Here is a 25,086-nt window from a genome sequence, read left to right as displayed (position 1 = left end):
ATGCGCGTCGGCGCAGAAAACTCATCGCATCCCGTCACTGCCCGCCAGATCCACCGCTATTCTGCTGCCAGCCCCCGATCGCGGAACGAAACTGCGTGATTTGATACGATCGATATGTCGTCAACGATTGCATTCGTCGACGTTCACGGTCGAAACCGGGGCTTGATGGAGAGGGCGGGGAATGAATATCGGCGATGCGTCACGCGAATCCGGAGTCAGCGCAAAGATGATCCGGTACTACGAACAGGTTGGCCTCCTTGCACCGAGCAAGCGTACCGACGCCGGCTACCGGATTTACGGTGCGGACGAAATCCATATCCTGCGATTCATCCGTCAGGCCCGGCGGCTTGGCTTTCTCGTCGAGGACATCCGCAAACTGCTGATGCTCTGGCAGGATCGCTCCCGTGCGAGTGCCGAAGTGAAGTCGATCGCCCTTGAGCACGTGGCCGAGCTCGACAAACGTATCGCGGAGCTGAGCGACATGCGCAACACGCTGGCCGATCTCGCCGCGCACTGCCATGGTGACGGTCGGCCGGAATGCCCGATTTTGGCGCGCCTTGCCGACCCGGTCGGTGAACCAAATTAGTGCGCGCGCTCGAGTCGCAAAACGCGCCCGAATTCAATATCTATAAAAATCAACGGGTTAGGTTTGTTTTGCGATCAGCCATTCCGATTTGGAATGGTCTCCATGCAAGTATTTCACTGGCATCTTGGTGCGGCATCGCTATAATTCGGGATAACCCTATACGGGAAATCCCTGAATCTCGATTCACCAGGGGTCCCTCTTCCTTGGAGAATGTCATGATCGCCTACATCGTCGAAAAGCTGAGCAACTGGTTCGAATCCGCAGAACGTGAACGCCGTGAGGCTTACCTCGCCACGTCGTCGGACATCGTCCAGCTCGAGAGCCGTATCCGCTCGCTCGAAACCAACGGCTACTCGCTGTAATCGGAGTTACCGTCAGGTGCCGTGTGGCACCGAACGATTAGCAAGCCCCGTATTGACGGGGCTTTGTTTTTTTGTGCACCGGATCTGGCGAAATCGTCAGTGCAGCGCTATGGTATGGGCCTGCTTTTCATCCTGAAGGACACGATCATGCGTTTGCGTCTCGATGTGCGTCGCAGTGCTCGCGCGCGTCTCGTTCTGGGCGCGGCGGTGCTTGTCCATGGCCTTGCAGCCAGTGCCGCAACGTCGTCCAAACCGCTGGTTCTCGATACGCAACGCGGTATCCAGGACGGCAAGGGCGGATTGGTCTTGCAGACAGCACCGCTGTCTGCGGAGCCGATCGTCGAGCCGGCGGGCATGCGTGCCCCGGCCGGGCAGGCGCCGAACACGTCGGTTCCGCTGTTCGTCGCGCCTTATATCAACGTTCCCACGTGGGGCGGGCAGCCAGTCAATCAGCCGCGGCTCGCGCCGAGGCCGCAGCCGTAACGGCCGGTCGCCGGATCAGTTGCCGCGGTGCTCGATCTGACAGCGGGCGCCGCTATCCTGTCCCAGCTTCTCGACCAGATAGGGCAGGGTTTCTTTCATGCTCTGCGCGAGCGTGTACGGCGGATTCAGGATGAACATCCCGCTGCCGTAGAGGCCCAGGCCGTCCGTCGGCGGATTCGATACCGTCAGCGTCAGGTGCAACCAGTTGTTCGGCTGCAGGCGCTTCAACTGCTCGGGAAAGCGCTGCGACTCCAGCCGCGTGACCTGCGGGTACCAGATCGCATAGCAGCCCGTCGCGAATCGCTTCAGGCATTCCGTTACGCAACTCACCGTGCGCGCGTAGTCCTTCTTGTCCTCGTAGGACGGGTCGATCAGCACGAGTGCGCGTCGCGGCGGCGGCGGCAGCAGCGCCTTGATCCCTTCGAAGCCGTCGCCGGCGAAGATCATCGCGCGTCGCCCCGCGTCGCGGAAATTGTGGCGCAGCACGTCGATTTCGGTCGTGTGCATTTCGAACAGGCGCATGCGGTCCTGTTCGCGCATCGATCGCCAGGCGATGTACGGCGAACCGGGATAGAAGCGCAGTTCGCCATCGTCGTTCAGCGCGCGGACTTCGTCGACATACTCGCCCAGCGCTTCCGGCAGGTTCTTTTCGTCCCACAGCCGGCCGATGCCGGTGTCGAATTCCGACGTTTTTGCCGCATAGCCGTCGCGCAACGAGTACACGCCGGCACCCGCATGTGTGTCGATGTACCAGTACGACTTGTCCTTCTTGTTCAGGTAGCGCAGCAGCTGGACGACGACGGCGTGCTTGAGCACGTCCGCGTGGTTGCCTGCGTGAAAACCGTGACGATAACTGAGCATGGCGGGCTGCCTGAAACGAAAGGTGAATCGATGAAAGCGGTCGATCGCGCGCGGCCGTCGGGCCGGGCGCCGATGCGGCCGCGTATTGTACGCGAGTGGCCGTGCATCGCCTTATTCATATGCGTCGCCGACCACCTCCTCGATGCGTTGCTTCACGTCCGGCGTCAGCTTCGCCGCGACGTCGAGCGCGCGCATGTTGTCGCCGATCTGCTCGATCCGCGACGCGCCCGTGATGACCGAACTGACGTGCGGATTCGCGAGTGCCCACGCGATCGCGAGCTGGCCCGTGCTGCAGCCGAGCTCGGCCGCGATTCCGCCGAGCCGCTCGACGATATCGTTGGCCGCCTGATCGGTCAGGCGGTCACGCATCCAGTCGTAACCCTGCAACTGCGCGCGGCTGCCGGGCGGCACGCCGTTGCGATACTTGCCGGTGAGCAGGCCCGACGCCAGCGGGCTCCAGGTCGTGAGGCCGAGACCGTAATCCTCGTAGAGCCGCGCATATTCGTGCTCGACCCGCGTGCGGTGGAACAGGTTGTACTGCGGCTGTTCGACGACGGGCTTGCGCAGGTGATGCCGTTCGGCGATCTCGCATGCGGCACGGATTTCGTCGGCGCTCCATTCCGACGTGCCCCAGTACAGCGCCTTGCCGCGCGCGATCATGTCGCTCATTGCCCAGACGGTTTCCTCGATCGGCGTGTTCGGATCGGGGCGATGGCAATAGACGAGATCGACATAGTCGAGCTGGAGCCGGCGCAGCGAGCCGTCGATGGCGTTCAACAGGTATTTCCGGTTCAGCGTGTGATACTGGTTCGGCGCCTCGGCGAGCCCCCAGAAGAACTTCGTCGACACGATGTAGCTGACGCGCGGCCAGTCGAGCGACTTGAGCGCGTGGCCCATGATCTCCTCGGATTTGCCGCCGGCGTAGACCTCGGCGTTGTCGAAGAAATTGACGCCCGCGTCGCGTGCCGCGGCGAGGCATTCGCGCGCGACCCGCTGGTCGACCTGGTTGCCGTACGTGACCCAGGAGCCGAGCGAAAGCGCGCTGATCTGCAGGCCGGAGCGGCCTAGCCGTCGATAGTGCATGTGAATCTCCCGCGTGACGGAACCGACCTTAAGCTTAGACGTTTTGCGCGCGAACGGCGGGGCCGATCGTGCACAATGACGGCTGGCCCGCCGCGTCGCACCGGCGACGAATGCCGAAGGGGCGGGCGCGTACTTTTTCGATCCGATAACGGGAGGAGACGGACATGGCAGCAGATCTGAATGGCAAGACCGCAGTCGTCACGGGCGCCGCGAGCGGCATCGGCAAGGAAATCGCCCTCGAGCTCGCCAAGGCGGGCGCGGCCGTCGCGATCGCCGACCTGAACCAGGACGGCGCGAACGCGGTCGCCGACGAGATCAACAAGGCGGGCGGCAAGGCGATCGGCGTCGCGATGGACGTGACGAACGAGGACGCCGTGAACAGCGGCATCGACAAGGTTGCCGAGGCATTCGGCTCGGTCGACATCCTCGTGTCGAACGCCGGCATCCAGATCGTCAACCCGATCGAGAATTATTCGTTCTCCGACTGGAAGAAGATGCAGGCGATCCACGTCGACGGCGCGTTCCTGACGACGAAAGCCGCGCTCAAGCACATGTACAAGGACGATCGCGGCGGCGTCGTGATCTACATGGGTTCGGTGCACTCGCATGAAGCGTCGCCGCTGAAGTCGGCGTACGTGACGGCCAAGCATGGCCTGCTGGGCCTCGCCCGCGTGCTGGCGAAGGAAGGCGCGAAGCACAACGTGCGCTCGCACGTCGTGTGTCCGGGTTTCGTGCGCACGCCGCTGGTCGACAAGCAGATTCCGGAGCAGGCCAAGGAGCTCGGCATCAGCGAAGAGGAAGTGGTGAAGAAGGTGATGCTCGGCAACACGGTCGACGGCGTGTTCACGACGGTGCAGGACGTCGCGCAGACGGTGCTGTTCCTGTCGGCGTTCCCGAGCGCCGCGCTCACGGGCCAGTCGCTCGTCGTCAGCCACGGCTGGTTCATGCAGTAACGCGGGGGCGGGCGGCATGGCCGCCTGCCGGGTAGGACGGCAGAAAAAAACGCGCTCCGTGGAGCGCGTTTTTCATGTCGGAGGGCGGAGCCGTTGACGGCTGCCACCCGGTGCCGCGTTACTTCAGGACGGCAGCAATCGCGTTGGCGACCGCGTCGAGGTTGCGCGTGTTCAGCGCGGCAACGCAGATCCGGCCCGTGCCGACCGCATAGATGCCGAACTCGTCGCGCAGGCGATCGACTTGCGCCGAGGTCAGGCCCGAATACGAGAACATCCCGCGCTGTGCGTTGATGAAGCTGAAATCGCGATCGACGCCGCTCGCCTTCAGGCGCTCGACGAGACCGTTACGCATCGCGCGGATCCGATCGCGCATCTCGCCGAGTTCCTGCACCCACGAGGCGTGCAGTTCCGGCGACGCGAGCACGGCTGCGACGACGGCGCCGCCATGGGTCGGCGGGTTCGAGTAGTTCGTGCGGATCACGCGCTTCAGTTGCGACAGCACGCGCGTCGCTTCTTCCTTGCTCGACGTGATGATCGACAGCGCGCCGACGCGCTCGCCGTACAGCGAGAACGACTTCGAGAACGACGACGACACGAATGCGTTCAGGTCGGCCGCGGCAAACAGACGCACGGCGGCGGCATCGGCCTCGATGTTCTCGCCGAAGCCCTGGTACGCCATGTCGAGGAACGGCACGAGATTGCGCGCCTTCACGACGTCGACGACCTGTTGCCATTGCGCTTCGGTCAGGTCCACGCCGGTCGGGTTGTGGCAGCACGCGTGCAGCACGACGACCGTGCCGGCTTCGTAGCCGTTCAGCGCCGACAGCATGCCTTCGAAGTTCACGCCGTTGGTGGCCGCGTCGTAGTACGGGTACGCGACGACTTCGAAGCCGGCGGCTTCGAACAGCGCGCGGTGGTTTTCCCAGCTCGGATCGCTGATCGCGACCTTCACGTTCGGGTTCACGGTGCGCAGGAAGTCCGCACCGATCTTCAACGCGCCCGTGCCGCCCAGTGCCTGGGCCGTGACCACGCGGCCCGCCGCGATCAGCGGCGAGTCGTTGCCGAGCAGCAGCTTCTGCACGGCCGCATCGTAGGCGGCGATCCCGTCGATCGGCAGGTAGCCGCGCGGCAAGCCGGCCTCGACACGCGCCTGCTCGGCCTCCCGAACCGCGCGCGGCAGCGGAATCTTGCCGTCTTCGTTCGTGTACACGCCAACGCCGAGGTTGACCTTGGTCGGACGCGCATCGGCGTTGAAGGCTTCGTTCAGGCCCAGGATCGGGTCGCGGGGAGCAAGCTGGACAGCGGAGAAGAGCGACATGATGATTCGGCAGTAGTGAAAAGAGGGTCAGGCTTTCAGCCGGCAGGGCGGGCGCAGCGGACCGCGCGCCAACGGCACGGCGCCGGAAAGCGCAGCAGCCTGATATTGTAGCGAATTCGCGCCGGCGGGGGCGGCGAATCCGTCGCGATTCGCCGCCGAATCGCGATTTCGGGCGGCCGTGGCGCGTCAGGAGCCGACAGCAGTTCGCGCGGCCGCGAAGCGCTAGAATGCTTTCTTTGCCCTTGCTCCGGCCGCACTCCATGTCCGAACATCATGCCGAAGTCGGCGACGCGCTCGACGAATCCAAATTCGTCACCTTCGAAGGGTCGCCGTTCCAGCTGTACCAGCCGTATCTGCCCGCCGGCGACCAGCCGACCGCGATCGAGACGCTTGTCGAAGGCGTCGGCGACGGCCTTGCCTTCCAGACGCTGCTCGGCGTGACGGGGTCGGGCAAGACCTTCACGATGGCCAACACGATCGCGCGGCTCGGCCGCCCGGCGATCGTGTTCGCGCCGAACAAGACGCTCGCGGCCCAGCTCTATGCGGAGTTCCGCGAGTTCTTCCCGCGCAACGCGGTCGAGTACTTCGTCTCGTACTACGACTACTACCAGCCTGAGGCGTATGTGCCGCAGCGCGACCTGTTCATCGAGAAGGATTCGTCGATCAACGAGCACATCGAGCAGATGCGGCTGTCGGCGACCAAGAGCCTGATGGAGCGCCGCGACGTGGTGATCGTCGCGACGGTGTCGGCGATCTACGGTATCGGCAACCCGTCCGAATACCACCAGATGATCCTGACGCTGCGCACCGGCGACAAGCTCGGCCAGCGCGACGTGATCGCGCGGCTGATCGCGATGCAGTACACGCGCAACGAGCAGGATTTCCAGCGCGGCACGTTCCGCGTGCGCGGCGACACGATCGACATCTTCCCGGCCGAACACGCGGAAATGGCCGTACGCGTCGAGCTGTTCGACGACGAGGTCGAGACGCTGCACTTGTTCGACCCGCTGACGGGGCGCGTGCGGCAGAAGATTCCGCGCTTCACCGTGTATCCGTCGTCGCACTACGTGACGCCGCGCGACACCGTGATGCGGGCCGTCGAGACGATCAAGGAAGAATTGCGCGAACGCCTCGAGTTCTTCCATCGCGAGGGCAAGCTCGTCGAGGCGCAGCGTCTCGAGCAGCGCACGCGCTTCGATCTCGAGATGCTGCAGGAGCTCGGCTTCTGCAAGGGTATCGAGAACTACTCGCGGCATTTCTCGGGAGCGGCGCCCGGCGACCCGCCGCCGACGCTCGTCGACTACCTGCCGCCCGATGCGCTGATGCTGCTCGACGAATCGCACGTGCTGATCGGCCAGTTGAACGGGATGTACAACGGCGACCGCGCGCGCAAGGAAAACCTCGTCAATTACGGGTTCCGCCTGCCGTCGGCGCTCGACAACCGGCCGCTGAAGTTCCCCGAGTTCGAGCGCAAGATGCGCCAGGTCGTGTTCGTGTCGGCCACGCCGGCCGACTACGAGAAGCGCGTAACGGGGCAGATCGCCGAGCAGGTCGTGCGGCCGACGGGCCTCGTCGATCCGGAAATCGAGGTGCGGCCCGCGAGCACGCAGGTCGACGACGTGCTGACCGAGATCAACGCGCGCGTGAAGGCCGGCGAGCGTGTGCTGATCACCGTGCTGACGAAGCGCATGGCCGAGCAGCTCACGGAATTCCTGGCCGACCACGGCGTCAAGGTGCGCTACCTGCACAGCGACATCGACACGGTCGAGCGCGTCGAGATCATCCGGGACCTGCGGCTCGGCACGTTCGACGTGCTGGTCGGGATCAACCTGCTGCGCGAGGGCCTCGACATTCCGGAAGTGTCGCTCGTCGCGATCCTCGACGCGGACAAGGAAGGCTTCCTGCGCGCCGAGCGCTCGTTGATCCAGACGATCGGCCGTGCCGCGCGGAACGTGAACGGCAAGGCGATCCTCTACGCGGACAACATGACCGATTCGATGACGCGCGCGATCGGCGAGACCGAGCGGCGCCGCGCGAAGCAGATGGCCTACAACGAAAAGATGGGCATCACGCCGCGCGGCGTCGTGAAGCGCATCAAGGACATCATCGACGGCGTCTACAACGCCGACGACGCGCGTGCGGAGCTGAAAGAAGCGCAGCAGCGCGCGAAATTCGAGGACATGTCGGAAAAGCAACTCGCGAAGGAAATCAAGCGTCTCGAGAAGCAGATGGCCGATTACGCGAAGAACCTCGAATTCGAGAAGGCCGCCGCGACGCGCGACCAGCTTGCCGTGCTGCGCGAGCGCGTGTTCGGCGCGAACGTCGGCGACCACATCAGCGGCGGCCGGTAACTCTTTCCAAGCGTCACCGAAACCTTGCGGTAAAGCGCCTGTAAGCCTTGTCGGATCAGGGGTTTACGTGGCTCTTCGTTTGTTCCGAATCGGGTTCGGTGCTAAACTTCGCCATGATTGAGAATTGTTCGCATTAACGTTCTTCGTCGCGTTAGTGTTTCCAGCGGGCGGCCCCGGCGGCGGCCCGGGTGTCGTCAAGATAGTCAGACAAATAACAAGGAGTGTCCATGTTGGGTTCTTCGTTCATCCGCACGACGGTTGCGGTAGCGGCGGCGCTTGCCGCGATGTCGGCCTCGGCTGCCGAATATCCGATCGGCAAGCAGCAGATCCAGGGCGGCATGGAAATCGGCGCGGTGTACCTGCAGCCGATCACGATGGACCCGGAAGGGATGATGCGCAAGGCGTCGGATTCCGACATCCACCTCGAGGCCGACATCCATGCGGTCAAGAACAACCCGACGGGTTTCGCGGAGGGCGACTGGATGCCGTACCTGCAGGTCACGTACAAGCTGACGAAGCAGGGCGACACGAAGTGGAAGGCTGAAGGCGACCTGATGGGCATGGTCGCGAGCGACGGCCCGCACTATGGCGACAACGTGAAGCTGAACGGCCCCGGCAAGTATCACCTGACGATGGTCGTCAAGCCGCCGATGCAGTCGGGCCACATGGCATTCGGCCGCCACGTCGACAAGGAAACGGGCGTGGGTGCATGGTTCAAGCCCATCACGCTCGAGTACGACTTCCCGTTCGCCGGTATCGGCAAGAAGGGCGGTTACTGATCGGCAGCATCACGAACGGCGCGCTTCGGCGCGCCGTCGGCGTAGAGAACCCAGAATGAAAATTCCCCAGAAAATCGTTGCCGCGGCCGCTGCGCTGTGGCTTGCCGGCGCCGCACACGCGGCCGATCTGCCGACGTTCAAGCTCGAGATGACGGACGGCAAGCTGAATCCCGCCCGCATCGAGGTGCCGGCCGGCCAGCGTTTCAAGATCGAGATCAAGAACACCGGCAAGGGCGCCGCCGAATTCGAGAGCGTGCAGTTGCGCAAGGAGAAGGTGCTTGCACCGGGCGCCGATTCGTTCGTGGTCGTCGCTCCGCTGTCGCCGGGCGAATACAAGTTTTTCGACGATTTCCACCAGCAGGCACAGGGCGTGATCGTCGCGAAGTAACGCGTTTTATCTGCGTGCGGGCGTACGAGTCCCTTGCCCCGCGCGTCAGGAGGTATCGATGGGTCAGATCTTGTTCATCGTCTGGCGGGAGAGCGTCGAAGCGCTGCTCGTCGTCGGCATTCTCTATGCATGGCTGAAAAACGGCGACGACGACGCGCGCCGCGGCCTGCCTTTCCTGTGGGCTGGCGTCGGCGTCGGCTTGCTGATGGCCGTCGGCCTCGGCGCCGCGCTGGTCGGTTTCACCGAAGTGCTGTCCGGCGACGCGCAGGACTACTTCCAGACCGCGATGGTGCTGATCGCGTGCGTGCTGATCGTGCAGATGGTGCTGTGGATGCGCCGGCACGGCCGCACGCTGAAGCGCGACATGGAGCAATCGCTGCAGCAGAGCACGCGCGATTCGAACTGGTGGGGCGTCGCCGTGCTGGTCGCACTCGCGATCGCGCGTGAAGGCAGCGAGACCGTGATCTTCCTGTACGGTCTCGGTTTCGGCCAGTCGGGTCACGTCGACGGCAACCAGATGCTCGCGGTCCTGATCGGTCTCGGCCTGGCGTTCTTCACGTTCTACCTGCTGCAGCTCGGCGGTAAGTACTTCTCGTGGCGGCATTTCTTCCGTGTCACCGAAGTGATGCTGCTGTTCCTCGGCGCGGGCCTGTTCCAAACGGGTGTCGACAAGCTGATCGACAAGGAAATCCTGCCGCTCGGTATCTCGCAGGTGTGGGATACGTCCGCGATCCTCGATGACTCGGGCACGTTCGGCTCGCTCGTCGCGACGCTGACCGGCTATCGTGCGCACCCGGCACTGACCAACCTGGTCGCCTATGCGGTGTACTGGGCCGTCGTCTGGCTGCTGATGAAGCGCGCGAGCCGCCGTCCGGCCGTCGCTGCGGGCCGCGCGGCATGAGCGTGGTCGCCGCAGTCAAGCCGGGCTGGCTCGCACAGGCCGGCCAGTGGATGCAGCGCCACAGCGCGCTGATCCGCGGCATCCAGTGGATCGTCGTCGCGGTCTACGCGTTCCTGATCATCGTCCCGGCGGTGTTGCCGCTGCCGGACGATTCCGCGCATCTGTGGAGCAACCTCACGCTGATCGCGCAGTTCGCGTTCTGGGGCATCTGGTGGCCGTTCGTGCTGCTGTCGATGGTGATGCTCGGCCGCGTGTGGTGCGGCGTGCTGTGCCCGGAAGGCGCGCTCACCGAATACGCGAGCAAGTTCGGTCGCGGCGGCCCGATTCCGCGCTGGATCCGGTGGGGCGGCTGGCCGTTCGTCGCGTTCGGGATCACGACGATCTACGGGCAGATGGTGAGCGTGTACCAGTACCCGCTCGCGGTGCTATTCGTGCTCGGCGGCTCGACCGTCGGCGCGATCGTGATCGGCTTGCTGTATGGCCGCGAGAAGCGCGTGTGGTGCAAGTACCTGTGCCCGGTGAACGGCGTGTTCGGGCTGCTCGCGCGGCTCGCGCCGATGCGCTACAAGGTCGACGAGGATGCATGGCGCCGATCGTACAAGAACGGCGAGCACGGCCATCGCGTGATTCCGATCAACTGCGCGCCGCTCGTGCCGTTGCGCAGCATGAAGGGGGCGGCGGCGTGCCATATGTGCGGCCGCTGCAGCGGGCATCGCGACGCGATCTCGCTGTCGCTGCGCTCGCCGTCCGACGAGGTCGTGAACCTCGGTGCGCAGCAGGCGAGCGCGTGGGACACCGCACTGATCCTGTACGGCCTGCTCGGTGTCGCGATCGGCGCGTTCCACTGGACCGTCAGCCCGTGGTTCGTGCAGATCAAGCAATGGCTCGCGGGCTGGCTGATCGACCGTGACATCACGTGGCCGCTCGAAACGAATGCGCCGTGGTTCCTGCTCACGCACTATCCGGATCGCAACGACGTGTTCTCCTGGCTCGACGGCGGGCTGATCGTCAGCTACATCGTCGGCACGGGGCTCGTGTACGGCACTGCACTGCTGATATTGCTGGGCGGCGCCACGCTGATGCTCGGCCGCTTCGATCGCGTGCGGCTGCATCATCTCGCGCAGGCACTGATCCCGATCGCGGGAGCGGGCGTGTTCCTCGGCCTGTCGGCCACGACGCTGTCGCTGTTGCGCGCCGAACATGTGCCGCTCGGGTGGGCGACCGACGTGCGCATCGCGATCCTAGTCGGCGCCAATGCATGGAGCGCGTGGCTCGCATGGAAAGTGACGGGGCGCTATGCGGCGTGGCCGCGCCGGCTCGCGGCATTCGCGTGGTTCGCCGTCGGGTTGGCGGTCGTCGACAGTGCGTGGTGGCTGATGTTCTGGGGTTTCTGACGGGTTTTGCATGCGGCTTCGGCGGCATGCATCAGCGTATCGAAGCGGGTGGACAGCATGCCTTCTGCATCGACCGCGCTAACAAAAAAGCGGCACGTCCTTCGACGTGCCGCTTTTTTTCACCCTTGTGCGAGAACCAAAAAAGTGGCTTGGCTTGCTGCAACGGCTGCTTGAGTGTGTTTGCACGAAGGGGTCTAGATCTCGCGTGCAAGCCGTTACGCTGGCTACTGCCCAACACCTCTCAGGGAGGTGGTCCCCACAATACTCTGTCTTACTTCGTCAGGATCAGTTTGCCGAGCCGCGTGGCACGCAACTGATACGTCTCTCCGTTGTGCGCGATGCTGATGTGGCTGTGGCCCTGCAACAGCGCGTCGCTATTTACGACCCGCGTGCCTGTGTCGCGGTTGCCGGCCGGTTTCGCCGGCGTGGTGACCGCTGCCGTCTTCTGGCGGCTGCTGGCCGCGGTGCCGGTCGTGCGGCGCAGGGTCAGCGTGGTCGGGCGCATGGTGTCGGTCATTCGGTTTGATCGGTGACTGTCGATACGATGGAATGAATTCTAAATGATAACTATTCCCATTTACAAAAACTCTTTATCGATCGAAACATCAGACTTGATAGCTTGAATCAAAAGGCGGCCCGCAGGCCGCCGCCGCGGTCAGTGCAGCGGATCGGGGTCCTTGCGGCCCTGCGCGTATTCGCGGATCAGGCGCACCGTGTCGATGTCCGACGTGCGGTAGGCCTCCTTGACGATCCCGTGCGTCTGCCGCGCATCTTCGCTGTCGTCGGTGACGGTCAGCGTGGTGCGGTACTCGAAACGCAGGAACAGCGCGTGGTCGTCGCGTTCCTCGATCGTCATCGTCAGCGAGCCGCCGATCTCGCCATCGGCCGCGCGGATGTCGTAGCGAACCTGCTGGTTCGGCGTGAACGTGACGTGATCGCGCACGGTCGCATGGCCGTAGTGCAACTCACGTTCGAGCGTCGTGTCCGTCCGTTCGAGGACGACGCAGCTGTCGAGGCCGAGTACGAACAGTTGCGGCTGTTCGGCGCGCAGCACGAGGCCCTCCCAGAGCTGGTCGCGGGTGAGGGTCGGCACGGCCGGATCGTCGGAATTGATCTGGATCAGGTGTTCGAAGTTCAAGGGGACGGATTCCTTCTGGTGGCGGGCGGCCACATGGTTCAAGAAGTTATTGTGACGCAAAACCGCCGGTTTCGCGGCACCTGCCGCCCCCGATCGGGCGTCATGCGTCGATGCGGCCCATGCGGCCCGTCTGGTAGTCGACGACGGCTTGCCGGATCTCTTCCTCGGTATTCATCACGAACGGGCCGTAGCGGACGATCGGCTCGTTGAGCGGCACGCCGCCGATCAGCAGCAGGTCGAGCGGCGTGTCGCCGGCGGCGAACGCGACCGTGTCGCCGTCGTCGCCGTAGACGATCATGTGCCGGGCGTCGACAGCCTGCCTGTCGGGCCCGTAGAGCCCCGTTCCGTCGATCGGATAGGCGAACACGCGATAACCGGCCGGCACGGGCTGCGTGACCGTTGCGCCGGGCTCCAGCGTGAAATGCTGGTAGAGGATCGGCGTGCGCGTCTCGATCGCCGCCTGGACGCCGAACGCTTCGCCGGCGATCACGCGTACGTGCACGCGGCCGTCCGGCGATGTCGCGGTCGGGATGCGGTCGGCCGGGATCTCCTGGTAGCGCGGCGCGATCATCTTGTCGCGGCGCGGCAGGTTGACCCACAGCTGGAAGCCGTGCGAGCGGCCGCCCGCCTGTGCGAACGCGGGATCGGGCATCTCGCTGTGCACGACGCCGGCGCCGGCCGTCATCCACTGGACGTCGCCGGGGCCGAGCGTGCCGGCGTGGCCGGACGAGTCGCGATGGCGGAAGCGGCCGTCGAGCGCATACGTCACGGTTTCGAAGCCGCGATGCGGATGGTCGGGCGCGCCCACGGCTTCGCCGGGGCCGTAGTCGACGGGGCCCATTTCATCGAGCAGCAGGAACGGATCGAAGTCCATCAGCAATCGGGTCGGGAACGGACGGTGAACCACGAACCCGCCGCCTTCGGTGGTGCGAAGCGCGGGGTAGGTACGGTCAAGCGAGCGAGCGGTCGTCATGAGGAAGCCCTCGAGATCATCGGAATAGCGTCATTTCTGAAACATAGCGCTATTATATTGGGCGCTTTACCGTTCGATTTGCGGTGGTTCGCAATGGATTGTTCTGAAATTGGAACGATGAGATGAATATCGATGCACATAACCTGAACGACCTGATGTACTTTTCCCAGGTCGTCGAACATGGCGGTTTCTCGGCCGCGGAGCGCGTGCTGGGCATCTCGAAATCGCGCTTGTCGCGGCGCCTGACCGAACTCGAGGCGGCGCTCGGCGTGCGCCTGCTGCAGCGCTCGACGCGCAAGCTCGCGCTGACCGAGGCGGGCGAGCTGTTCTACCAGCATTGCCAGGCGATGCTGGCCGAAGCGCAGGCCGCGATGAACGCGGTGCAGCAGTTGCGCGCGTCGCCGCGCGGTTCGGTGCGGGTCAGCGTGCCCGTCACGCTGTCGCAGACGATGCTGTCGCGCATCCTGCCCGAATTCCTGCGCCGCTATCCCGAGGTGAAGGTGCACGTCCGCGTGACGAATCGCGTGATCGACCTGTTCGAGGATTCGATCGACGTCGCGCTGCGCGTACGCTCGGAACCGCCGCAGAACGCCAACATCGTCGTGCGGCCGCTGTGGCGCACGGAACAGATGCTGGTCGGCGCGCCGAGCCTGCTGAGCCAGAATGCGCCGCCGCTGGTGCCGGACGACCTGACCGGTTTCGAGACGCTCGATACGCCGAGCGTCGACGGGCGGCACATGTTCAACCTGATCGCGCCGGACGGCACGCGTCACGTGCACGAGCATGACCCGCGGCTCGTGACGGCCGACCTGATGACGATCCGCGAGGCCGTGCTCGACGGCCTCGGCATCGCGGCGCTGCCGGAGATGATGTACGGCAACGCGCTGCGTGCGGGGCAGCTGTCACCCGTGATGCCGGGCTGGACGCTGCCGGTGCCGCAACTGTATGCGGTGTTCGTGTCGCGGCAGGGGATGCCGCCCGCGGTGCGCGCGTTCGTCGACTACCTGGTCGAGAAGCTCGATCATGGCGCGTACAAGGAGCCCGGCTGCCCCGAGCGCGCGAAGAAGGAAGCGGCGGCCGATGTTTCGGCGACCTGAACACAGCGTGCACGACGACGCAAATTTGTTTTGTCATTGAAGCGTCGCCTGCAATCGCAAGTTTCAATCGCCGGAACCTTGAATGCGTGCGCGTGCGGGCCTATATTGAAATCCCATTTCGTGAAGGAAGTTCTGAGCGAAATCAGGTGGCCGCATATATTGTGAGCCAGATAGGGCAGAACGCGCAGTCCGTGCAGACCACGGCAGAGTCGCATTTGCGTTGCTCGAGGCGTAACCGATACCGCCGAAGAGCCCGCCGCCCGAAGGCGCCCGCGTGCGCATGAAAAAAGGCCTTCATCTGGCGATGAAGGCCTTTTACTTTGTGGGCGGCCGGCTAGGTGTGGCCGGCGAGGTGCCTGCGATGCGTTATCGCGAGACGGGCGCGTGTTACTTCGCTTTCGCGCCCGGCTCCGTGACGAAGCCGAGCTTCGTCAGGCCGCCGGCCTGCGCATCCGACATCACTTCCGCGACGTGCTCGTATGCCACCTTGCGATCCGCACGCAGGTGCAACTCGGGCTGCGGCGTGCGTTTCGCGGCTTCCGCGATGCGAGCCTGCAACTGTTCGCGCGTGACCGTGTGGTCGTCCCACAGGATCGTGCCGTCGCCCTGGATCGCGACGTCGACCGTCTGCGGTTTTTCGTCGACGGGCTGGCTGCTGGCGTGCGGCAGGTCGATCTTCACCGCATGCTGCATCGCCGGGATCGTCACGAGGAAAATGATCAGGAGTACGAGCATGACGTCGACGAGCGGCGTCATGTTGATCTCGCTCATCACTGCATCGTCGTCATCGTCGCTGAAACCGGTGTTCATGGCCATGGTTCACCTCGTCTCAGCTGGCGCGCGTCGCGAGACGCAGGCCGTCGCGCGTCGACGACGATGCGAGCTTCGCGCCCGTCACGAAGTACGCGTGCAGGCCGTGCGCGAAGCGGCGCAGCTTGCTGACGACACCCTTGTTCGCGCGCGTCAGCGCGTTGTAGCCGAGCACGGCCGGGATCGCGACGAACAGGCCGAAGGCCGTCATGATCAGCGATTCGCCGACCGGGCCGGCGACCTGGTCGATCGACGTCTGGCCGGTTGCGCCGATGGCGAGCAGCGCGTGGTAGATCCCCCAGACCGTGCCGAACAGGCCGACGAACGGTGCCGTGCTGCCGACCGACGCGAGGATCGCGAGGCCGCTCTGCATGCGCGAGATGCCTTCGTCCATCGTGTCCTTCAGGCAGCGCGTGACCCAGTCCGACACGTCCATGCGATCGTGCAGGTGCGGTTGCGTCTGGTGGTGATGGTCGGCGGCTTCCTTGCCCGACAGCGCGAGCGCGAGGAACGGGTTGTCGTTCGGCGTCGATGCGGCGAGACCGAGCTTCTTGATGCCGTCGTCGAAATTGTCCGAATGCCAGAATGCCTGTTCGGCATTCTTCGTGAGACGGTTCAGGCGGATCACGTTCCAGCCCTTGATGACGATCACGATCCACGACAGGACCGACATCACGAGCAGCGTGATCGCGATGGCGCGCGTGACGAAATCACCTTGCGCCCAGACGTGCGCGATACCGTAGCTTTGCATTTTCTTGTTTCCTTTGAATCTTCCGGATGAGGCAGGTTAGTCGGTGAGCCCGAAGCTGTAGGGCTGTGTGCGGGCGGCGCGGATCGCCTGGCCGTTCTCGATGTACGGACGGCAGGTGGTCGAGCGCATCGCGTCGAGTGCGGCGTCGTCGAGGCGCGGGTAGCCGCTGCTCTTCTGCAGGTCGATGCTTTCGATCTTGCCGGTCACGCCGACGACGAAGTGAACGTAGGCCGTACCCGATTCGCCGCGTCGGCGCGACATCGACGGGTAGTCGGGCTTCACGAAGTTGCATTGGAGCGTCGGCACGTTCTTCGGCGCGCTGACCTGCATCGTTTCGCGCGCCGGGCCGGGGGCGGCGGCCGGTGCCGCGGGGGCGGGCGCGGCCGGCGCGGGCGTCGGATCGGCGGCCGGCGCAGGGGTGGGCGACGGGGCTGGCGATTGCGCAACCGGTTGAGGTGTCGGCTTCGCCGCTTTCTGCACCGGCTTCGGCTCGACCTTCGGCTTCACGCGCGGCACGGGCTTCGGCGGCGCGGGCTGCGGGATCGATTCGGCCGCAACCTGCTGCGCGATCGGGGCAGGCGTGATGAGCTGCGCGGTGATCGTCTGGACCTCGACCGATTTCGGCGGCGGCGCGTTGCGATGGAGCCAGGCGGCCGTCAGCATGATCGCGTGTGCGGCAAGCACACCGACCGCGACGACGATCACTCGGGAATTCATACGTGGTGCAGCCGGCATGGCGCCGGCAGGAGCGAGATGCGAAGCCTGCATGTTAGCTTGAAAGAACGATGTCGCACCCGGGGCGCGGCGGGTGAATCGGCATCACTTGCGGAAGATCAGCAGCGAGATGCAAACGGTGGTCACAAATCCGATCAGCAATTCCATGACAGGCTCCTTGGCAGGTAAGCCGCTGGCTCGCGCAGACGGTGGCTTGCTGACGGTCAAAACAAAAAATGCGGCCTGGGCCGCATGTGCACGCTCGGCGCCGCTCAGGCTGCCTTGCGTTCGTAGAACGTGACCGGGATCGGGTGAGCGTGATGCTCGACACCGCACCGGCTTGCGCAGACACCTTGCTCGGCCATGAGGTCGCGTACGGACTCCTCGCACTTGCCGCAGCACGTGGCCACGCCGAGTTCGAACTGGAGTTCATCGAAAGAGTGGACGCCCTCGGCGAGGGACGCGCGAATCTTGCGATCGGAAACAGACTTGCACACGCAGACGATCATGATGAGTTGCGATAGCTAACGTTAATGCGAATTATTATCATTAATTTTGCAGACGTTGACAAGCCTGGGTCCGGCTTTTTTTAAGGTCATCGGACCCTTGAAATGGCTGGGGCGGCGGAACTGCGGCGGGGGCGGGCCTGCGGGCCCGCGTCAGGCAGTCGCGCAGGCGCGCGCGTTCGGCGAGGAAATGGTGACGGATTCGACCGGCGCATCGAGGCCGAGCAGCGTCGACGCGAGGGCGCGCAGTTGCACGCCGTCGCTCGTCGAGCAGAAGCGGGGCGGCGCGGCCTGGGTGCCGGCCGGCGCGCGCAGGCCGCGTTCGTCGAGCACCCGGGCGAGCTGGCGCGCGATGGCGTCGCTCGTGTCGACGATCGTCAGGCGATCGCCAACAAGGTCACGAATCGTTTCCGTGAAGAACGGGTAGTGCGTGCAGCCGAGCACCAGCGTATCGGCGCCGTCGTCGAGCATCGGCTGCAGGTAACGCTCGAGCAACGCACGTAGGGCGGGTGAGTTCGTGTCGCCGCGTTCGATCGCCTCGACGAGCCCGTGGCCGGGCTGGCAGATGAAGCGGCGGCCGGCGCCGTAGCGATCCAGCAGCGCCCGGAAGCGCGGGCTGTTCAGTGTCGATTGCGTGGCGAGGACACCGGCGACGCCGGTCGCGGACAGCGCGGCGGCCGGCTTGATGCCCGGCTCGACGCCGACGAGCGGAATCGCCAGGCGTTCGCGGATGGCCGCGATCGCACGTGCGGTTGCCGTGTTGCACGCGACGACGAGCGCCTTCGCGCCTTCGCGCGCGAGCCATTCGCCGATCGCCAGCGTGCGCTCGGTAATGAACGCTTCGTCGCGCGGGCCATACGGCGCGTGATGCGAATCGGCGACGTAGACGAACGATTCCCCGGGCAGGTGCGCACGCACGGCGCGCAGCACCGACAGGCCGCCGAGCCCCGAGTCGAAGATGCCGACAGGGGCGGCGGGGCGGACCCCGGAGGCGACTGGCTGGTGCGTCATCGTCATGCGGACGGCAAGGTGGCGATGTGGCCGGTTACTCGGCCGAGCCCATCATCGTTTGCTGGTAGTTCTGCAGGCCGACCTTGCCGATCAGGTCGATCTGCGTTTCCAGCCAGTCGATGTGTTCTTCGGTGTCGTCGAGGATCTTTTCGAAGATCTCGCGCGACACGTAGTCGCGAACCGATTCGCAGTAGGCGATCGCTTCCTTGCAGGTGGACTGCGAGATCTGCTCGAGCTTCAGGTCGCACTTCAGGATCTCTTCGGTTTCCTCGCCGACGAGCAGCTTGTGCAGGTCCTGCAGGTTCGGCAGGCCGTCGAGCATGAACACGCGCTCGATCAGCCAGTCGGCGTGCTTCATCTCGCCGATCGACTCGTCGTACTCGTGCTTGCCGAGCTTGTCGAGACCCCAGTGCTTGTACATGCGGGCATGCAGGAAGTACTGGTTGATCGCCGTGAGTTCGTTCTTCAGTTGGGCGTTCAGGTATTCGATGACTTTCTTGTCGCCTTGCATGGCTGTTCCTTGTTCAGTGGGGCTTCAGAAACCGAACGATAATCGCTCGAACGAGAAAAGCCAAGCCTCGAAGCCTTATCTGGCCTGCCTTTTGCGTGTAATGAGAATCAGCCTCGAACAACCGGCCGTACACAATAATGAGAACGAGAAGCAAAAAGGCCGGACGTCCGTCCGGCCTTTCGTTCGATCGCGCTTAAGCGGTTGCGACCGGGATCTTGCCGATCTTCGCCTGCCACTCCTTCGGACCGGTCTGGTGCACCGACGTGCCCGACGAATCGACGGCGACCGTCACCGGCATGTCCAGCACGTCGAACTCGTAGATCGCTTCCATGCCGAGGTCTTCGAACGCGAGCACCTTTGCGCCGCGGATCGCCTTCGACACGAGGTAGGCCGCCCCGCCGACCGCCATCAGGTACGCAGCCTTGTGCTTCTTGATCGCATCGATCGCGACCGGGCCGCGCTCGGCCTTGCCGACCATCGAGATCAGGCCCGTCTGCGCGAGCATCGTCTCGGTGAACTTGTCCATGCGCGTGGCCGTCGTCGGGCCGGCCGGGCCGACCACTTCGTCACGCACCGGATCGACCGGGCCGACGTAGTAGATCACGCGGTTCGTGAAGTCGACCGGCAGCTTCTCGCCCTTCGCGAGCATGTCGGCGATGCGCTTGTGCGCGGCGTCGCGGCCGGTGAGCATCTTGCCCGACAGCAGCAGCGTCTGGCCCGGCGTCCAGCTCGCGACTTCTTCCGGCGTCAGCGTGTTCAGGTCGACGCGCTTGCTCGTTTCCGTGTTCGGCTCCCACTGCACCTTCGGCCAGGCGTCGAGCGACGGCGCTTCGAGCTTGGCCGGGCCCGACCCGTCGAGCACGAAGTGCGCGTGGCGCGTGGCCGCGCAGTTCGGGATCAGCGCGACCGGCTTCGAGGCCGCGTGCGTCGGTGCCGCCATGATCTTCACGTCCAGCACGGTCGCGAGACCGCCGAGGCCCTGCGCGCCGATACCGAGCGCGTTGACCTTCTCGTGCAGTTCGACGCGCAGTTCCTCGACCCAGTCCTTCGGGCCGCGCGCGATGATTTCCTGGATGTCGATCGGCTCCATCAGCGATTCCTTCGCCATCAGCATCGCCTTCTCGGCCGTGCCGCCGATGCCGATCCCGAGCATGCCCGGCGGGCACCAGCCCGCGCCCATCGTCGGGACCGTCTTCAGCACCCAGTCGACGATCGAATCGGACGGATTGAGCATCACGAACTTCGACTTGTTCTCCGAGCCGCCGCCCTTCGCCGCGACCTGCACGTCGACCTTGTCGCCCGGCACGATCTCGTAGTGGATCACGGCCGGCGTGTTGTCCTTCGTGTTCTTGCGGGCGCCTTCCGGCGGATTGACGATCGACGCGCGCAGCACGTTGTCCGGGTGCGTGTAACCGCGGCGCACGCCTTCGTTGATCATGTCGGTGAGGCCCATCGTCGCGCCGTCCCAGCGCACGTCCATGCCGACCTTCACGAAGATCGTGACGATGCCGGTGTCCTGGCAGATCGGGCGCTTGCCTTCCGCGCACATGCGGCTGTTCGTGAGGATCTGCGCGATCGCATCCTTCGCGGCCGGGCTCTCTTCCAGCTCGTACGCGCGGCCGAGGGCCTGGATGTAGTCGAGCGGGTGGTAGTAGCTGATGTACTGCAGCGAATCCGCGATGCTCTGGATCAGGTCTTCCTGTTTGATGACGGTCATGGCTGAGACTCTGTGGGGACAGTGGGGAATGCGTTTATGCGTTGGCGGCTGCTTCGGCCGGCTTGCGGGACGCGGGCACGGCGCTCGCGTGCGGCGCGTGCGTCTCGTGGAAATGGGCCGGGTGCGTGTGCGTCGTCAGGCGGTCGACCCACGCCATCACGAGCGCCGACACGAGGAACGACACGTGGATGATCACCTGCCACATGATCGCGTGCGTCGTGTGCTGGTCGGGGTTGATGAAGGTCTTCAGCAGGTGGATCGACGAAATGCTGATCAGCGCCATCGACAGCTTGACCTTCAGCACGCCCGCGTTCACGTGGTCGAGCCATTCGGGTTCGTCGGGGTGGCCCTCGATGCCGAGGCGCGACACGAACGTTTCGTATCCGCCGACGATCACCATGATCAGCAGGTTCGAGATCATCACCACGTCGATCAGGCCGAGCACCGCGAGCATCACGCTGATCTCGTCGAGACCGGCCGCATGCGACAGCAGGTGCCAGACTTCCTTCAGGAACAGGAACACGTAGACGGCCTGCGCGACGATCAGGCCGAGGTAAAGCGGAACCTGGAGCCAGCGGCTCATGAAAATCAGCGCGGGAAGCGGGCGGCGGGCCGGGTGGCCGGGCGAATGCGGGGCGGACATGATGGAGGTACGGGCGCGGTGCGCAGGTATCGGGGGTAATCTTGAAAAGGCGCGCTATTGTAACGCGTCGGCCGGCGCGACTGCAGCGACGCGCCGGGTGTGCCGGGGACGGATCAGGACGCGGCGGCCGGCACGCGTTTCACGCGCAGGCTCGCGAGCACGATGCCGGTGACCACGCAGGCGAGCGCAACGCCGTGTGCGAGCGTCGGGCGCTCGCCGAGGAACGCGATGCCGTATGCGGCCGCGGCGATCGGCAGCACCGCGCTGAACACGCCGGCGAGGCTGCCCGGCACGTGCCGGATGCCTTTCATCCACAGCCAGAACGAGAAGATGCTGGCCGACAGGCCATACCAGACGACGAGTGCCCAGGTGCCGGCCGGCACGCTCGCGTAATCGAAATGCCACAGCGCGGTCGCGCCGAGCGGCAGCATCAGGAACAGGCCGAACAGGTGCGTGTACGCGCAGATGTCGATCGGCGCGAGCGTCTGCGTGAGCCGGCGCGACAGGATCACGTAGATCGATTCGCAGCACACGGCGCCGAGGATCAGCAGGTTGCCGGTCAGCGAGCCGGACGCGTCGCCGTGGCCGTCATGCCCGGCCGCGCCGCCGTTGGCGAGGTTGATCGTGACGACGCCGGCGATCGCGAGCGCGATCGACAAGAGCGCACGGCCGTTCGGTTTTTCACGCAGGATCAGCCATGCGAACAGCGCGACGATCGCCGGGATCGTGCTCGTGATCACGCCGGCCGCGACCGCGCTCGTGCGCTGCACGCCGTTGAGCATCAGCAGCGTAAACATGAAGGTGCCGAAGAACGCCTGCAGGAACAGGTTCAGCCATTCGCCGCGCTTGACCGCGCGCATCTTCACGGGGCTGAACAGCGGCCACAGGACGGCGATCGCGATCACGAAGCGCAGCGTGGCGAGGATCGCGACGGGAACGAATGCGACGATGGATTTACCGATACCGACGTTGCTGCCGACGAACAGCATCGACAGGATGAGGAAGAGGGCGTAGCGATTCAAGCTGGAATCCGGAAGGCGAGTTCAGTTAGGATTGTAGGGTCGCGGTTGTAACAGCGTAAAGCCGACCGTCATGCGGTGCCGCCCGGTGTGCGAAACGGCCATGCCGCGTAAGTGACGGGTAAGTTCGGGCGCTTATCGTGGAAACCGTCGGGCCGCCCGTTCACGTTCGCGTGATGTGGTGCGGTGCAGCATCGTGCGCGGCCTTCGTGGCCGCGTGCGGGTGGGTAGGAGACAGCGGCGCGCATGCGCCGGCCAAGACACGTGCGGCGCGCACGATCGCGCCGCCAGAGGATTCATGTTCACCAAGGGGTAGTCGATGTCTGCGATTGAATCGGTTCTTCACGAAACCCGTCAGTTCCCGCCGCCCGCGGCGCTCGAGAAGGCGGCGACCATTTCCGGCATGCCGGCCTATCGCGCGCTCGCCGCCGAGGCCGAGCAGGATTACGAAGGCTTCTGGGCGCGTCTCGCGCGCGAGGGCCTCACGTGGCACAAGCCGTTCTCGAAGGTGCTCGACGAGAGCAATGCGCCGTTCTACAAGTGGTTCGACGACGGCGAGCTGAACGCGTCGTACAACTGTCTCGACCGTCACGTCGAAGCCGGCAACGGCGAGCGCGTCGCGGTGATCTTCGAGGCCGACGACGGCACCGTCACGCGCGTCACCTATGCGGATCTACTGGCGCGCGTGTCGCGCTTCGCGAATGCGCTTAAGAAACGCGGGATCGGCAAGGGCGACCGCGTCGTCATCTATATTCCGATGTCGATCGAAGGCATCGTCGCGATGCAGGCGTGCGCGCGCATCGGCGCGACGCACTCGGTCGTGTTCGGCGGCTTCTCCGCGAAATCGCTGAACGAGCGGCTCGTCGACGTCGGCGCGGTCGCGCTGATCACGGCCGACGAGCAGGCGCGCGGCGGCAAGACGCTGCCGCTCAAGAGCATTGCCGACGAGGCGCTCGCGCTGGGCGGCTGCGAAGCGGTGAAGAGCGTGATCGTCTATCGCCGCACCGGCGGCAAGATCGACTGGCATGCCGGCCGCGACCTGTGGATGCACGAACTGACCGACGGCGAGTCCGACACCTGCGAGCCGGAATGGGTCGGCGCCGAGCACCCGCTGTTCATCCTGTATACGTCGGGCTCGACCGGCAAGCCGAAGGGCGTGCAGCACAGCACGGGCGGCTACCTGCTGTGGGCCGCGCAGACGATGAAGTGGACTTTCGACTGGAAACCGACCGACGTGTTCTGGTGCACGGCCGACATCGGCTGGGTCACGGGCCACACGTACATCACGTACGGCCCGCTCGCATGCGGCGGCACACAGGTCGTGTTCGAAGGCGTGCCGACCTACCCGGACGCCGGCCGCTTCTGGAAGATGATCGGCGATCACAAGGTCACCGTGTTCTACACCGCGCCGACCGCGATCCGTTCGCTGATCAAGGCGGCCGAAGCCGACGACAAGGTGCATCCGAAGAGCTACGACCTGTCGAGCCTGCGCATCATCGGCACGGTCGGCGAGCCGATCAATCCGGAAGCGTGGATGTGGTATCACAAGCACGTCGGCCAGGAGCGCTGCCCGATCGTCGATACGTGGTGGCAAACCGAAACCGGCGGCCACATGATCACGCCGCTGCCGGGCGCGACGCCGACCGTGCCCGGTTCGTGCACGCTGCCGCTGCCGGGCATCATGGCCGCGGTGGTCGACGAGACGGGCCAGGACGTGCCGAACGGGCAGGGCGGCATCCTCGTCGTCAAGCGCCCGTGGCCCGCGATGATCCGCACGATCTGGGGCGACCCGGAACGCTTCAAGAAGAGCTACTACCCGGAAGAACTCGGCGGCACGTTGTACCTTGCCGGCGACGGCACCGTGCGCGACAAGGACACCGGCTACTTCACGATCATGGGCCGGATCGACGACGTGCTGAACGTGTCGGGTCACCGGCTCGGCACGATGGAGATCGAATCGGCGCTGGTCTCGCACGAGCTCGTGGCCGAGGCCGCCGTGGTCGGCCGCCCGGACGACACGACGGGCGAGGCGGTCGTCGCGTTCGTCGTGCTCAAGCGTGCGCGTCCGGAAGGCGACGAAGCCGCGGCGCTCGCGAAGACGCTGCGCGACTGGGTCGGCAAGCAGATCGGGCCGATCGCGAAGCCGAAGGACATCCGCTTCGGCGACAACCTGCCGAAGACGCGTTCGGGCAAGATCATGCGGCGCCTGCTGCGCTCGCTCGCGAAGGGCGAGGCGATCACGCAGGATACGTCCACGCTCGAGAATCCGGCCATCCTCGAGCAGCTCGCCGAAGTGCGCTGATCGTACCGGCTGCGCGTCTCGCGCACGAGCCCCTGCGCGGCAATCCCGATTGCCCGCGCAGGGGCTTTTTGCTACATAACGGCATGACTGTTCCGACCCGTTCGGCGCCTGCGGCGCCACCGCCCGTTCCCGAGCCGCTCGCGCGTGCCCACGCGCGCTACTGGCGCTTCAACGTCGCGCTGATCGCGGTGCTGATGGCGATCGGTTTCGCGGTGTCGTTCATCGTGCCGTTCTTCGGGCCCGCGCTCGCCGCGGTCCGTTTCGCCGGCTTCAGCCTGCCGTTCTATGTTGGCGCGCAGGGCGCGATTCTCGTGTACCTCGTGCTGATCGTCGTCTACATCGGGCTGATGCAGCGCGCGGACCGCACGCTGCGCCGAGCGTACGACGATCATGCGGCGCGCTCCGGCATCGCGAACGGCGGCGGGCGCTGACCCC

General features: G+C 65.1%; 27 protein-coding genes. 12 read left to right on the top strand and 15 right to left on the bottom strand.

What is annotated here, in order from left to right:
* Positions 1–181 precede the first annotated feature (181 nt).
* From cueR to VXM69_RS31495, 3 genes are all read left to right on the top strand, one after another.
* Positions 182–586, top strand: coding sequence for a Cu(I)-responsive transcriptional regulator (cueR, locus tag VXM69_RS31505; RefSeq protein ID WP_034191148.1), 405 nt, complete (start codon positions 182–184; stop codon positions 584–586).
* A gap of 215 nt (positions 587–801) precedes the next feature.
* Positions 802–948: a DUF3563 family protein gene (locus tag VXM69_RS31500; RefSeq protein WP_006478295.1), complete on the top strand. Its 147-nt coding sequence runs from the start codon at positions 802–804 to the stop codon at positions 946–948.
* A 114-nt stretch (positions 949–1,062) separates the two neighbouring features.
* Positions 1,063–1,431: a hypothetical protein gene (locus tag VXM69_RS31495; RefSeq protein WP_049032286.1), complete on the top strand. Its 369-nt coding sequence runs from the start codon at positions 1,063–1,065 to the stop codon at positions 1,429–1,431.
* Positions 1,432–1,446: 15 nt separating this feature from the next.
* Here the strand turns inward: VXM69_RS31495 and VXM69_RS31490 are convergent, their stop codons facing one another.
* Both VXM69_RS31490 and VXM69_RS31485 read right to left on the bottom strand, forming a co-directional pair.
* Positions 1,447–2,292, bottom strand: coding sequence for a 23S rRNA (adenine(2030)-N(6))-methyltransferase RlmJ (locus tag VXM69_RS31490; protein WP_034191150.1), 846 nt, complete (start codon positions 2,290–2,292; stop codon positions 1,447–1,449).
* Between the two features lie 111 nt (positions 2,293–2,403).
* A complete protein-coding gene (locus VXM69_RS31485) occupies positions 2,404–3,375 on the bottom strand; it encodes an aldo/keto reductase (RefSeq protein WP_034191151.1) in 972 nt (323 codons plus the stop codon).
* A 164-nt stretch (positions 3,376–3,539) separates the two neighbouring features.
* On the opposite strand from VXM69_RS31485, the gene VXM69_RS31480 reads away from it, so the two are divergent.
* Positions 3,540–4,328, top strand: a complete 789-nt coding sequence (locus tag VXM69_RS31480) for a 3-hydroxybutyrate dehydrogenase (protein WP_069245676.1) — start codon at positions 3,540–3,542, stop codon at positions 4,326–4,328.
* A 118-nt stretch (positions 4,329–4,446) separates the two neighbouring features.
* Here the strand turns inward: VXM69_RS31480 and VXM69_RS31475 are convergent, their stop codons facing one another.
* Complete coding sequence (locus VXM69_RS31475) at positions 4,447–5,646, bottom strand: amino acid aminotransferase (protein ID WP_367189757.1); 1,200 nt, start codon at positions 5,644–5,646, stop codon at positions 4,447–4,449.
* Between the two features lie 260 nt (positions 5,647–5,906).
* Between VXM69_RS31475 and uvrB the strand changes: the two genes are divergently transcribed.
* The 5 genes from uvrB to VXM69_RS31450 all read left to right on the top strand — a co-directional run bounded on the left by uvrB (position 5,907) and on the right by VXM69_RS31450 (position 11,459).
* Positions 5,907–7,997, top strand: a complete 2,091-nt coding sequence (gene uvrB, locus VXM69_RS31470) for an excinuclease ABC subunit UvrB (protein ID WP_034190349.1) — start codon at positions 5,907–5,909, stop codon at positions 7,995–7,997.
* A gap of 227 nt (positions 7,998–8,224) precedes the next feature.
* On the top strand, positions 8,225–8,776 hold the full coding sequence (locus VXM69_RS31465) for an iron transporter (protein ID WP_034190350.1): 552 nt from the start codon (positions 8,225–8,227) through the stop codon (positions 8,774–8,776).
* A 55-nt stretch (positions 8,777–8,831) separates the two neighbouring features.
* On the top strand, positions 8,832–9,164 hold the full coding sequence (locus tag VXM69_RS31460; protein ID WP_034190351.1) for a cupredoxin domain-containing protein: 333 nt from the start codon (positions 8,832–8,834) through the stop codon (positions 9,162–9,164).
* A gap of 58 nt (positions 9,165–9,222) precedes the next feature.
* The gene (locus VXM69_RS31455; RefSeq protein ID WP_034190352.1) at positions 9,223–10,065 is read left to right on the top strand and encodes an FTR1 family protein; all 843 of its coding nucleotides are present in this window, start codon (positions 9,223–9,225) and stop codon (positions 10,063–10,065) included.
* The gene (locus VXM69_RS31450; protein WP_049028633.1) at positions 10,062–11,459 is read left to right on the top strand and encodes a 4Fe-4S binding protein; all 1,398 of its coding nucleotides are present in this window, start codon (positions 10,062–10,064) and stop codon (positions 11,457–11,459) included. Before VXM69_RS31455 ends, VXM69_RS31450 begins: the two co-directional genes overlap by 4 nt.
* A 271-nt stretch (positions 11,460–11,730) precedes the next feature.
* Here the strand turns inward: VXM69_RS31450 and hemP are convergent, their stop codons facing one another.
* From hemP to VXM69_RS31435, 3 genes are all read right to left on the bottom strand, one after another.
* Positions 11,731–11,976, bottom strand: a complete 246-nt coding sequence (hemP, locus tag VXM69_RS31445) for a hemin uptake protein HemP (RefSeq protein ID WP_034190354.1) — start codon at positions 11,974–11,976, stop codon at positions 11,731–11,733.
* Positions 11,977–12,114: 138 nt separating this feature from the next.
* The gene (locus tag VXM69_RS31440; RefSeq protein WP_034190392.1) at positions 12,115–12,597 is read right to left on the bottom strand and encodes an SRPBCC family protein; all 483 of its coding nucleotides are present in this window, start codon (positions 12,595–12,597) and stop codon (positions 12,115–12,117) included.
* Positions 12,598–12,697: 100 nt separating this feature from the next.
* The gene (locus tag VXM69_RS31435; protein WP_034190355.1) at positions 12,698–13,570 is read right to left on the bottom strand and encodes a pirin family protein; all 873 of its coding nucleotides are present in this window, start codon (positions 13,568–13,570) and stop codon (positions 12,698–12,700) included.
* Between the two features lie 122 nt (positions 13,571–13,692).
* On the opposite strand from VXM69_RS31435, the gene VXM69_RS31430 reads away from it, so the two are divergent.
* A complete protein-coding gene (locus tag VXM69_RS31430; RefSeq protein WP_049028631.1) occupies positions 13,693–14,667 on the top strand; it encodes a LysR substrate-binding domain-containing protein in 975 nt (324 codons plus the stop codon).
* A gap of 387 nt (positions 14,668–15,054) precedes the next feature.
* Here VXM69_RS31430 and VXM69_RS31425 read toward each other — a convergent pair whose 3' ends face one another.
* The 9 genes from VXM69_RS31425 to VXM69_RS31385 all read right to left on the bottom strand — a co-directional run bounded on the left by VXM69_RS31425 (position 15,055) and on the right by VXM69_RS31385 (position 22,352).
* Positions 15,055–15,483, bottom strand: a complete 429-nt coding sequence (locus VXM69_RS31425; RefSeq protein WP_006478310.1) for a biopolymer transporter ExbD — start codon at positions 15,481–15,483, stop codon at positions 15,055–15,057.
* Positions 15,484–15,496: 13 nt separating this feature from the next.
* The gene (locus VXM69_RS31420; protein WP_034190357.1) at positions 15,497–16,228 is read right to left on the bottom strand and encodes a MotA/TolQ/ExbB proton channel family protein; all 732 of its coding nucleotides are present in this window, start codon (positions 16,226–16,228) and stop codon (positions 15,497–15,499) included.
* Between the two features lie 36 nt (positions 16,229–16,264).
* A complete protein-coding gene (locus VXM69_RS31415; protein WP_034190358.1) occupies positions 16,265–16,996 on the bottom strand; it encodes an energy transducer TonB in 732 nt (243 codons plus the stop codon).
* A gap of 218 nt (positions 16,997–17,214) precedes the next feature.
* Positions 17,215–17,451 carry a (2Fe-2S)-binding protein gene (locus VXM69_RS31410; protein WP_034190359.1) on the bottom strand — a complete coding sequence of 79 codons (237 nt, stop codon included), beginning with the start codon at positions 17,449–17,451 and terminating at the stop codon, positions 17,215–17,217.
* Positions 17,452–17,601: 150 nt separating this feature from the next.
* On the bottom strand, positions 17,602–18,459 hold the full coding sequence (gene murI, locus VXM69_RS31405) for a glutamate racemase (protein ID WP_367189756.1): 858 nt from the start codon (positions 18,457–18,459) through the stop codon (positions 17,602–17,604).
* 34 nt (positions 18,460–18,493) lie between these two features.
* Positions 18,494–18,970 carry a bacterioferritin gene (gene bfr, locus VXM69_RS31400; protein WP_006478315.1) on the bottom strand — a complete coding sequence of 159 codons (477 nt, stop codon included), beginning with the start codon at positions 18,968–18,970 and terminating at the stop codon, positions 18,494–18,496.
* 193 nt (positions 18,971–19,163) lie between these two features.
* Entirely contained in the window at positions 19,164–20,687 is a 1,524-nt protein-coding gene (locus VXM69_RS31395; RefSeq protein WP_367189755.1) for a fumarate hydratase, read from the bottom strand.
* A 34-nt stretch (positions 20,688–20,721) separates the two neighbouring features.
* Positions 20,722–21,330 (bottom strand): TIGR00645 family protein, encoded by a 609-nt coding sequence (locus VXM69_RS31390; RefSeq protein ID WP_367189754.1) that lies wholly within the window; start codon positions 21,328–21,330, stop codon positions 20,722–20,724.
* 113 nt (positions 21,331–21,443) lie between these two features.
* Positions 21,444–22,352 (bottom strand): DMT family transporter, encoded by a 909-nt coding sequence (locus VXM69_RS31385; RefSeq protein ID WP_034190361.1) that lies wholly within the window; start codon positions 22,350–22,352, stop codon positions 21,444–21,446.
* A 316-nt stretch (positions 22,353–22,668) separates the two neighbouring features.
* On the opposite strand from VXM69_RS31385, the gene acs reads away from it, so the two are divergent.
* Both acs and VXM69_RS31375 read left to right on the top strand, forming a co-directional pair.
* On the top strand, positions 22,669–24,651 hold the full coding sequence (gene acs, locus VXM69_RS31380; RefSeq protein WP_059560137.1) for an acetate--CoA ligase: 1,983 nt from the start codon (positions 22,669–22,671) through the stop codon (positions 24,649–24,651).
* 83 nt (positions 24,652–24,734) lie between these two features.
* On the top strand, positions 24,735–25,082 hold the full coding sequence (locus tag VXM69_RS31375) for a DUF4212 domain-containing protein (RefSeq protein WP_059560139.1): 348 nt from the start codon (positions 24,735–24,737) through the stop codon (positions 25,080–25,082).
* Positions 25,083–25,086: the final 4 nt, after the last annotated feature.

Source organism: Burkholderia sp. Ed8, from assembly GCF_040761425.1.
Classification (GTDB): domain Bacteria; phylum Pseudomonadota; class Gammaproteobacteria; order Burkholderiales; family Burkholderiaceae; genus Burkholderia; species Burkholderia seminalis.
This window is presented reverse-complemented; position numbering and strand designations above follow the sequence as displayed.

What these genes read in the sequence shown, in the direction of transcription:
- VXM69_RS31500 (WP_006478295.1), top strand. Translation starts at nt 802, where the DNA reads ATGATCGCCTACATCGTCGAAAAGCTGAGCAACTGGTTCGAATCCGCA.
- acs (WP_059560137.1), top strand. Translation starts at nt 22,669, where the DNA reads ATGTCTGCGATTGAATCGGTTCTTCACGAAACCCGTCAGTTCCCGCCG.
- VXM69_RS31475 (WP_367189757.1), bottom strand. Translation starts at nt 5,646, where the DNA reads ATGTCGCTCTTCTCCGCTGTCCAGCTTGCTCCCCGCGACCCGATCCTG.
- bfr (WP_006478315.1), bottom strand. Translation starts at nt 18,970, where the DNA reads ATGCAAGGCGACAAGAAAGTCATCGAATACCTGAACGCCCAACTGAAG.
- VXM69_RS31485 (WP_034191151.1), bottom strand. Translation starts at nt 3,375, where the DNA reads ATGCACTATCGACGGCTAGGCCGCTCCGGCCTGCAGATCAGCGCGCTT.
- hemP (WP_034190354.1), bottom strand. Translation starts at nt 11,976, where the DNA reads ATGACCGACACCATGCGCCCGACCACGCTGACCCTGCGCCGCACGACC.
- VXM69_RS31430 (WP_049028631.1), top strand. Translation starts at nt 13,693, where the DNA reads ATGAATATCGATGCACATAACCTGAACGACCTGATGTACTTTTCCCAG.
- VXM69_RS31490 (WP_034191150.1), bottom strand. Translation starts at nt 2,292, where the DNA reads ATGCTCAGTTATCGTCACGGTTTTCACGCAGGCAACCACGCGGACGTG.
- VXM69_RS31395 (WP_367189755.1), bottom strand. Translation starts at nt 20,687, where the DNA reads ATGACCGTCATCAAACAGGAAGACCTGATCCAGAGCATCGCGGATTCG.
- VXM69_RS31425 (WP_006478310.1), bottom strand. Translation starts at nt 15,483, where the DNA reads ATGGCCATGAACACCGGTTTCAGCGACGATGACGACGATGCAGTGATG.
- VXM69_RS31465 (WP_034190350.1), top strand. Translation starts at nt 8,225, where the DNA reads ATGTTGGGTTCTTCGTTCATCCGCACGACGGTTGCGGTAGCGGCGGCG.
- uvrB (WP_034190349.1), top strand. Translation starts at nt 5,907, where the DNA reads ATGTCCGAACATCATGCCGAAGTCGGCGACGCGCTCGACGAATCCAAA.
- VXM69_RS31495 (WP_049032286.1), top strand. Translation starts at nt 1,063, where the DNA reads ATGGGCCTGCTTTTCATCCTGAAGGACACGATCATGCGTTTGCGTCTC.
- murI (WP_367189756.1), bottom strand. Translation starts at nt 18,459, where the DNA reads ATGACGCACCAGCCAGTCGCCTCCGGGGTCCGCCCCGCCGCCCCTGTC.
- VXM69_RS31390 (WP_367189754.1), bottom strand. Translation starts at nt 21,330, where the DNA reads ATGTCCGCCCCGCATTCGCCCGGCCACCCGGCCCGCCGCCCGCTTCCC.
- cueR (WP_034191148.1), top strand. Translation starts at nt 182, where the DNA reads ATGAATATCGGCGATGCGTCACGCGAATCCGGAGTCAGCGCAAAGATG.
- VXM69_RS31375 (WP_059560139.1), top strand. Translation starts at nt 24,735, where the DNA reads ATGACTGTTCCGACCCGTTCGGCGCCTGCGGCGCCACCGCCCGTTCCC.
- VXM69_RS31435 (WP_034190355.1), bottom strand. Translation starts at nt 13,570, where the DNA reads ATGACGACCGCTCGCTCGCTTGACCGTACCTACCCCGCGCTTCGCACC.
- VXM69_RS31415 (WP_034190358.1), bottom strand. Translation starts at nt 16,996, where the DNA reads ATGCAGGCTTCGCATCTCGCTCCTGCCGGCGCCATGCCGGCTGCACCA.
- VXM69_RS31460 (WP_034190351.1), top strand. Translation starts at nt 8,832, where the DNA reads ATGAAAATTCCCCAGAAAATCGTTGCCGCGGCCGCTGCGCTGTGGCTT.
- VXM69_RS31420 (WP_034190357.1), bottom strand. Translation starts at nt 16,228, where the DNA reads ATGCAAAGCTACGGTATCGCGCACGTCTGGGCGCAAGGTGATTTCGTC.
- VXM69_RS31410 (WP_034190359.1), bottom strand. Translation starts at nt 17,451, where the DNA reads ATGATCGTCTGCGTGTGCAAGTCTGTTTCCGATCGCAAGATTCGCGCG.
- VXM69_RS31450 (WP_049028633.1), top strand. Translation starts at nt 10,062, where the DNA reads ATGAGCGTGGTCGCCGCAGTCAAGCCGGGCTGGCTCGCACAGGCCGGC.
- VXM69_RS31455 (WP_034190352.1), top strand. Translation starts at nt 9,223, where the DNA reads ATGGGTCAGATCTTGTTCATCGTCTGGCGGGAGAGCGTCGAAGCGCTG.
- VXM69_RS31480 (WP_069245676.1), top strand. Translation starts at nt 3,540, where the DNA reads ATGGCAGCAGATCTGAATGGCAAGACCGCAGTCGTCACGGGCGCCGCG.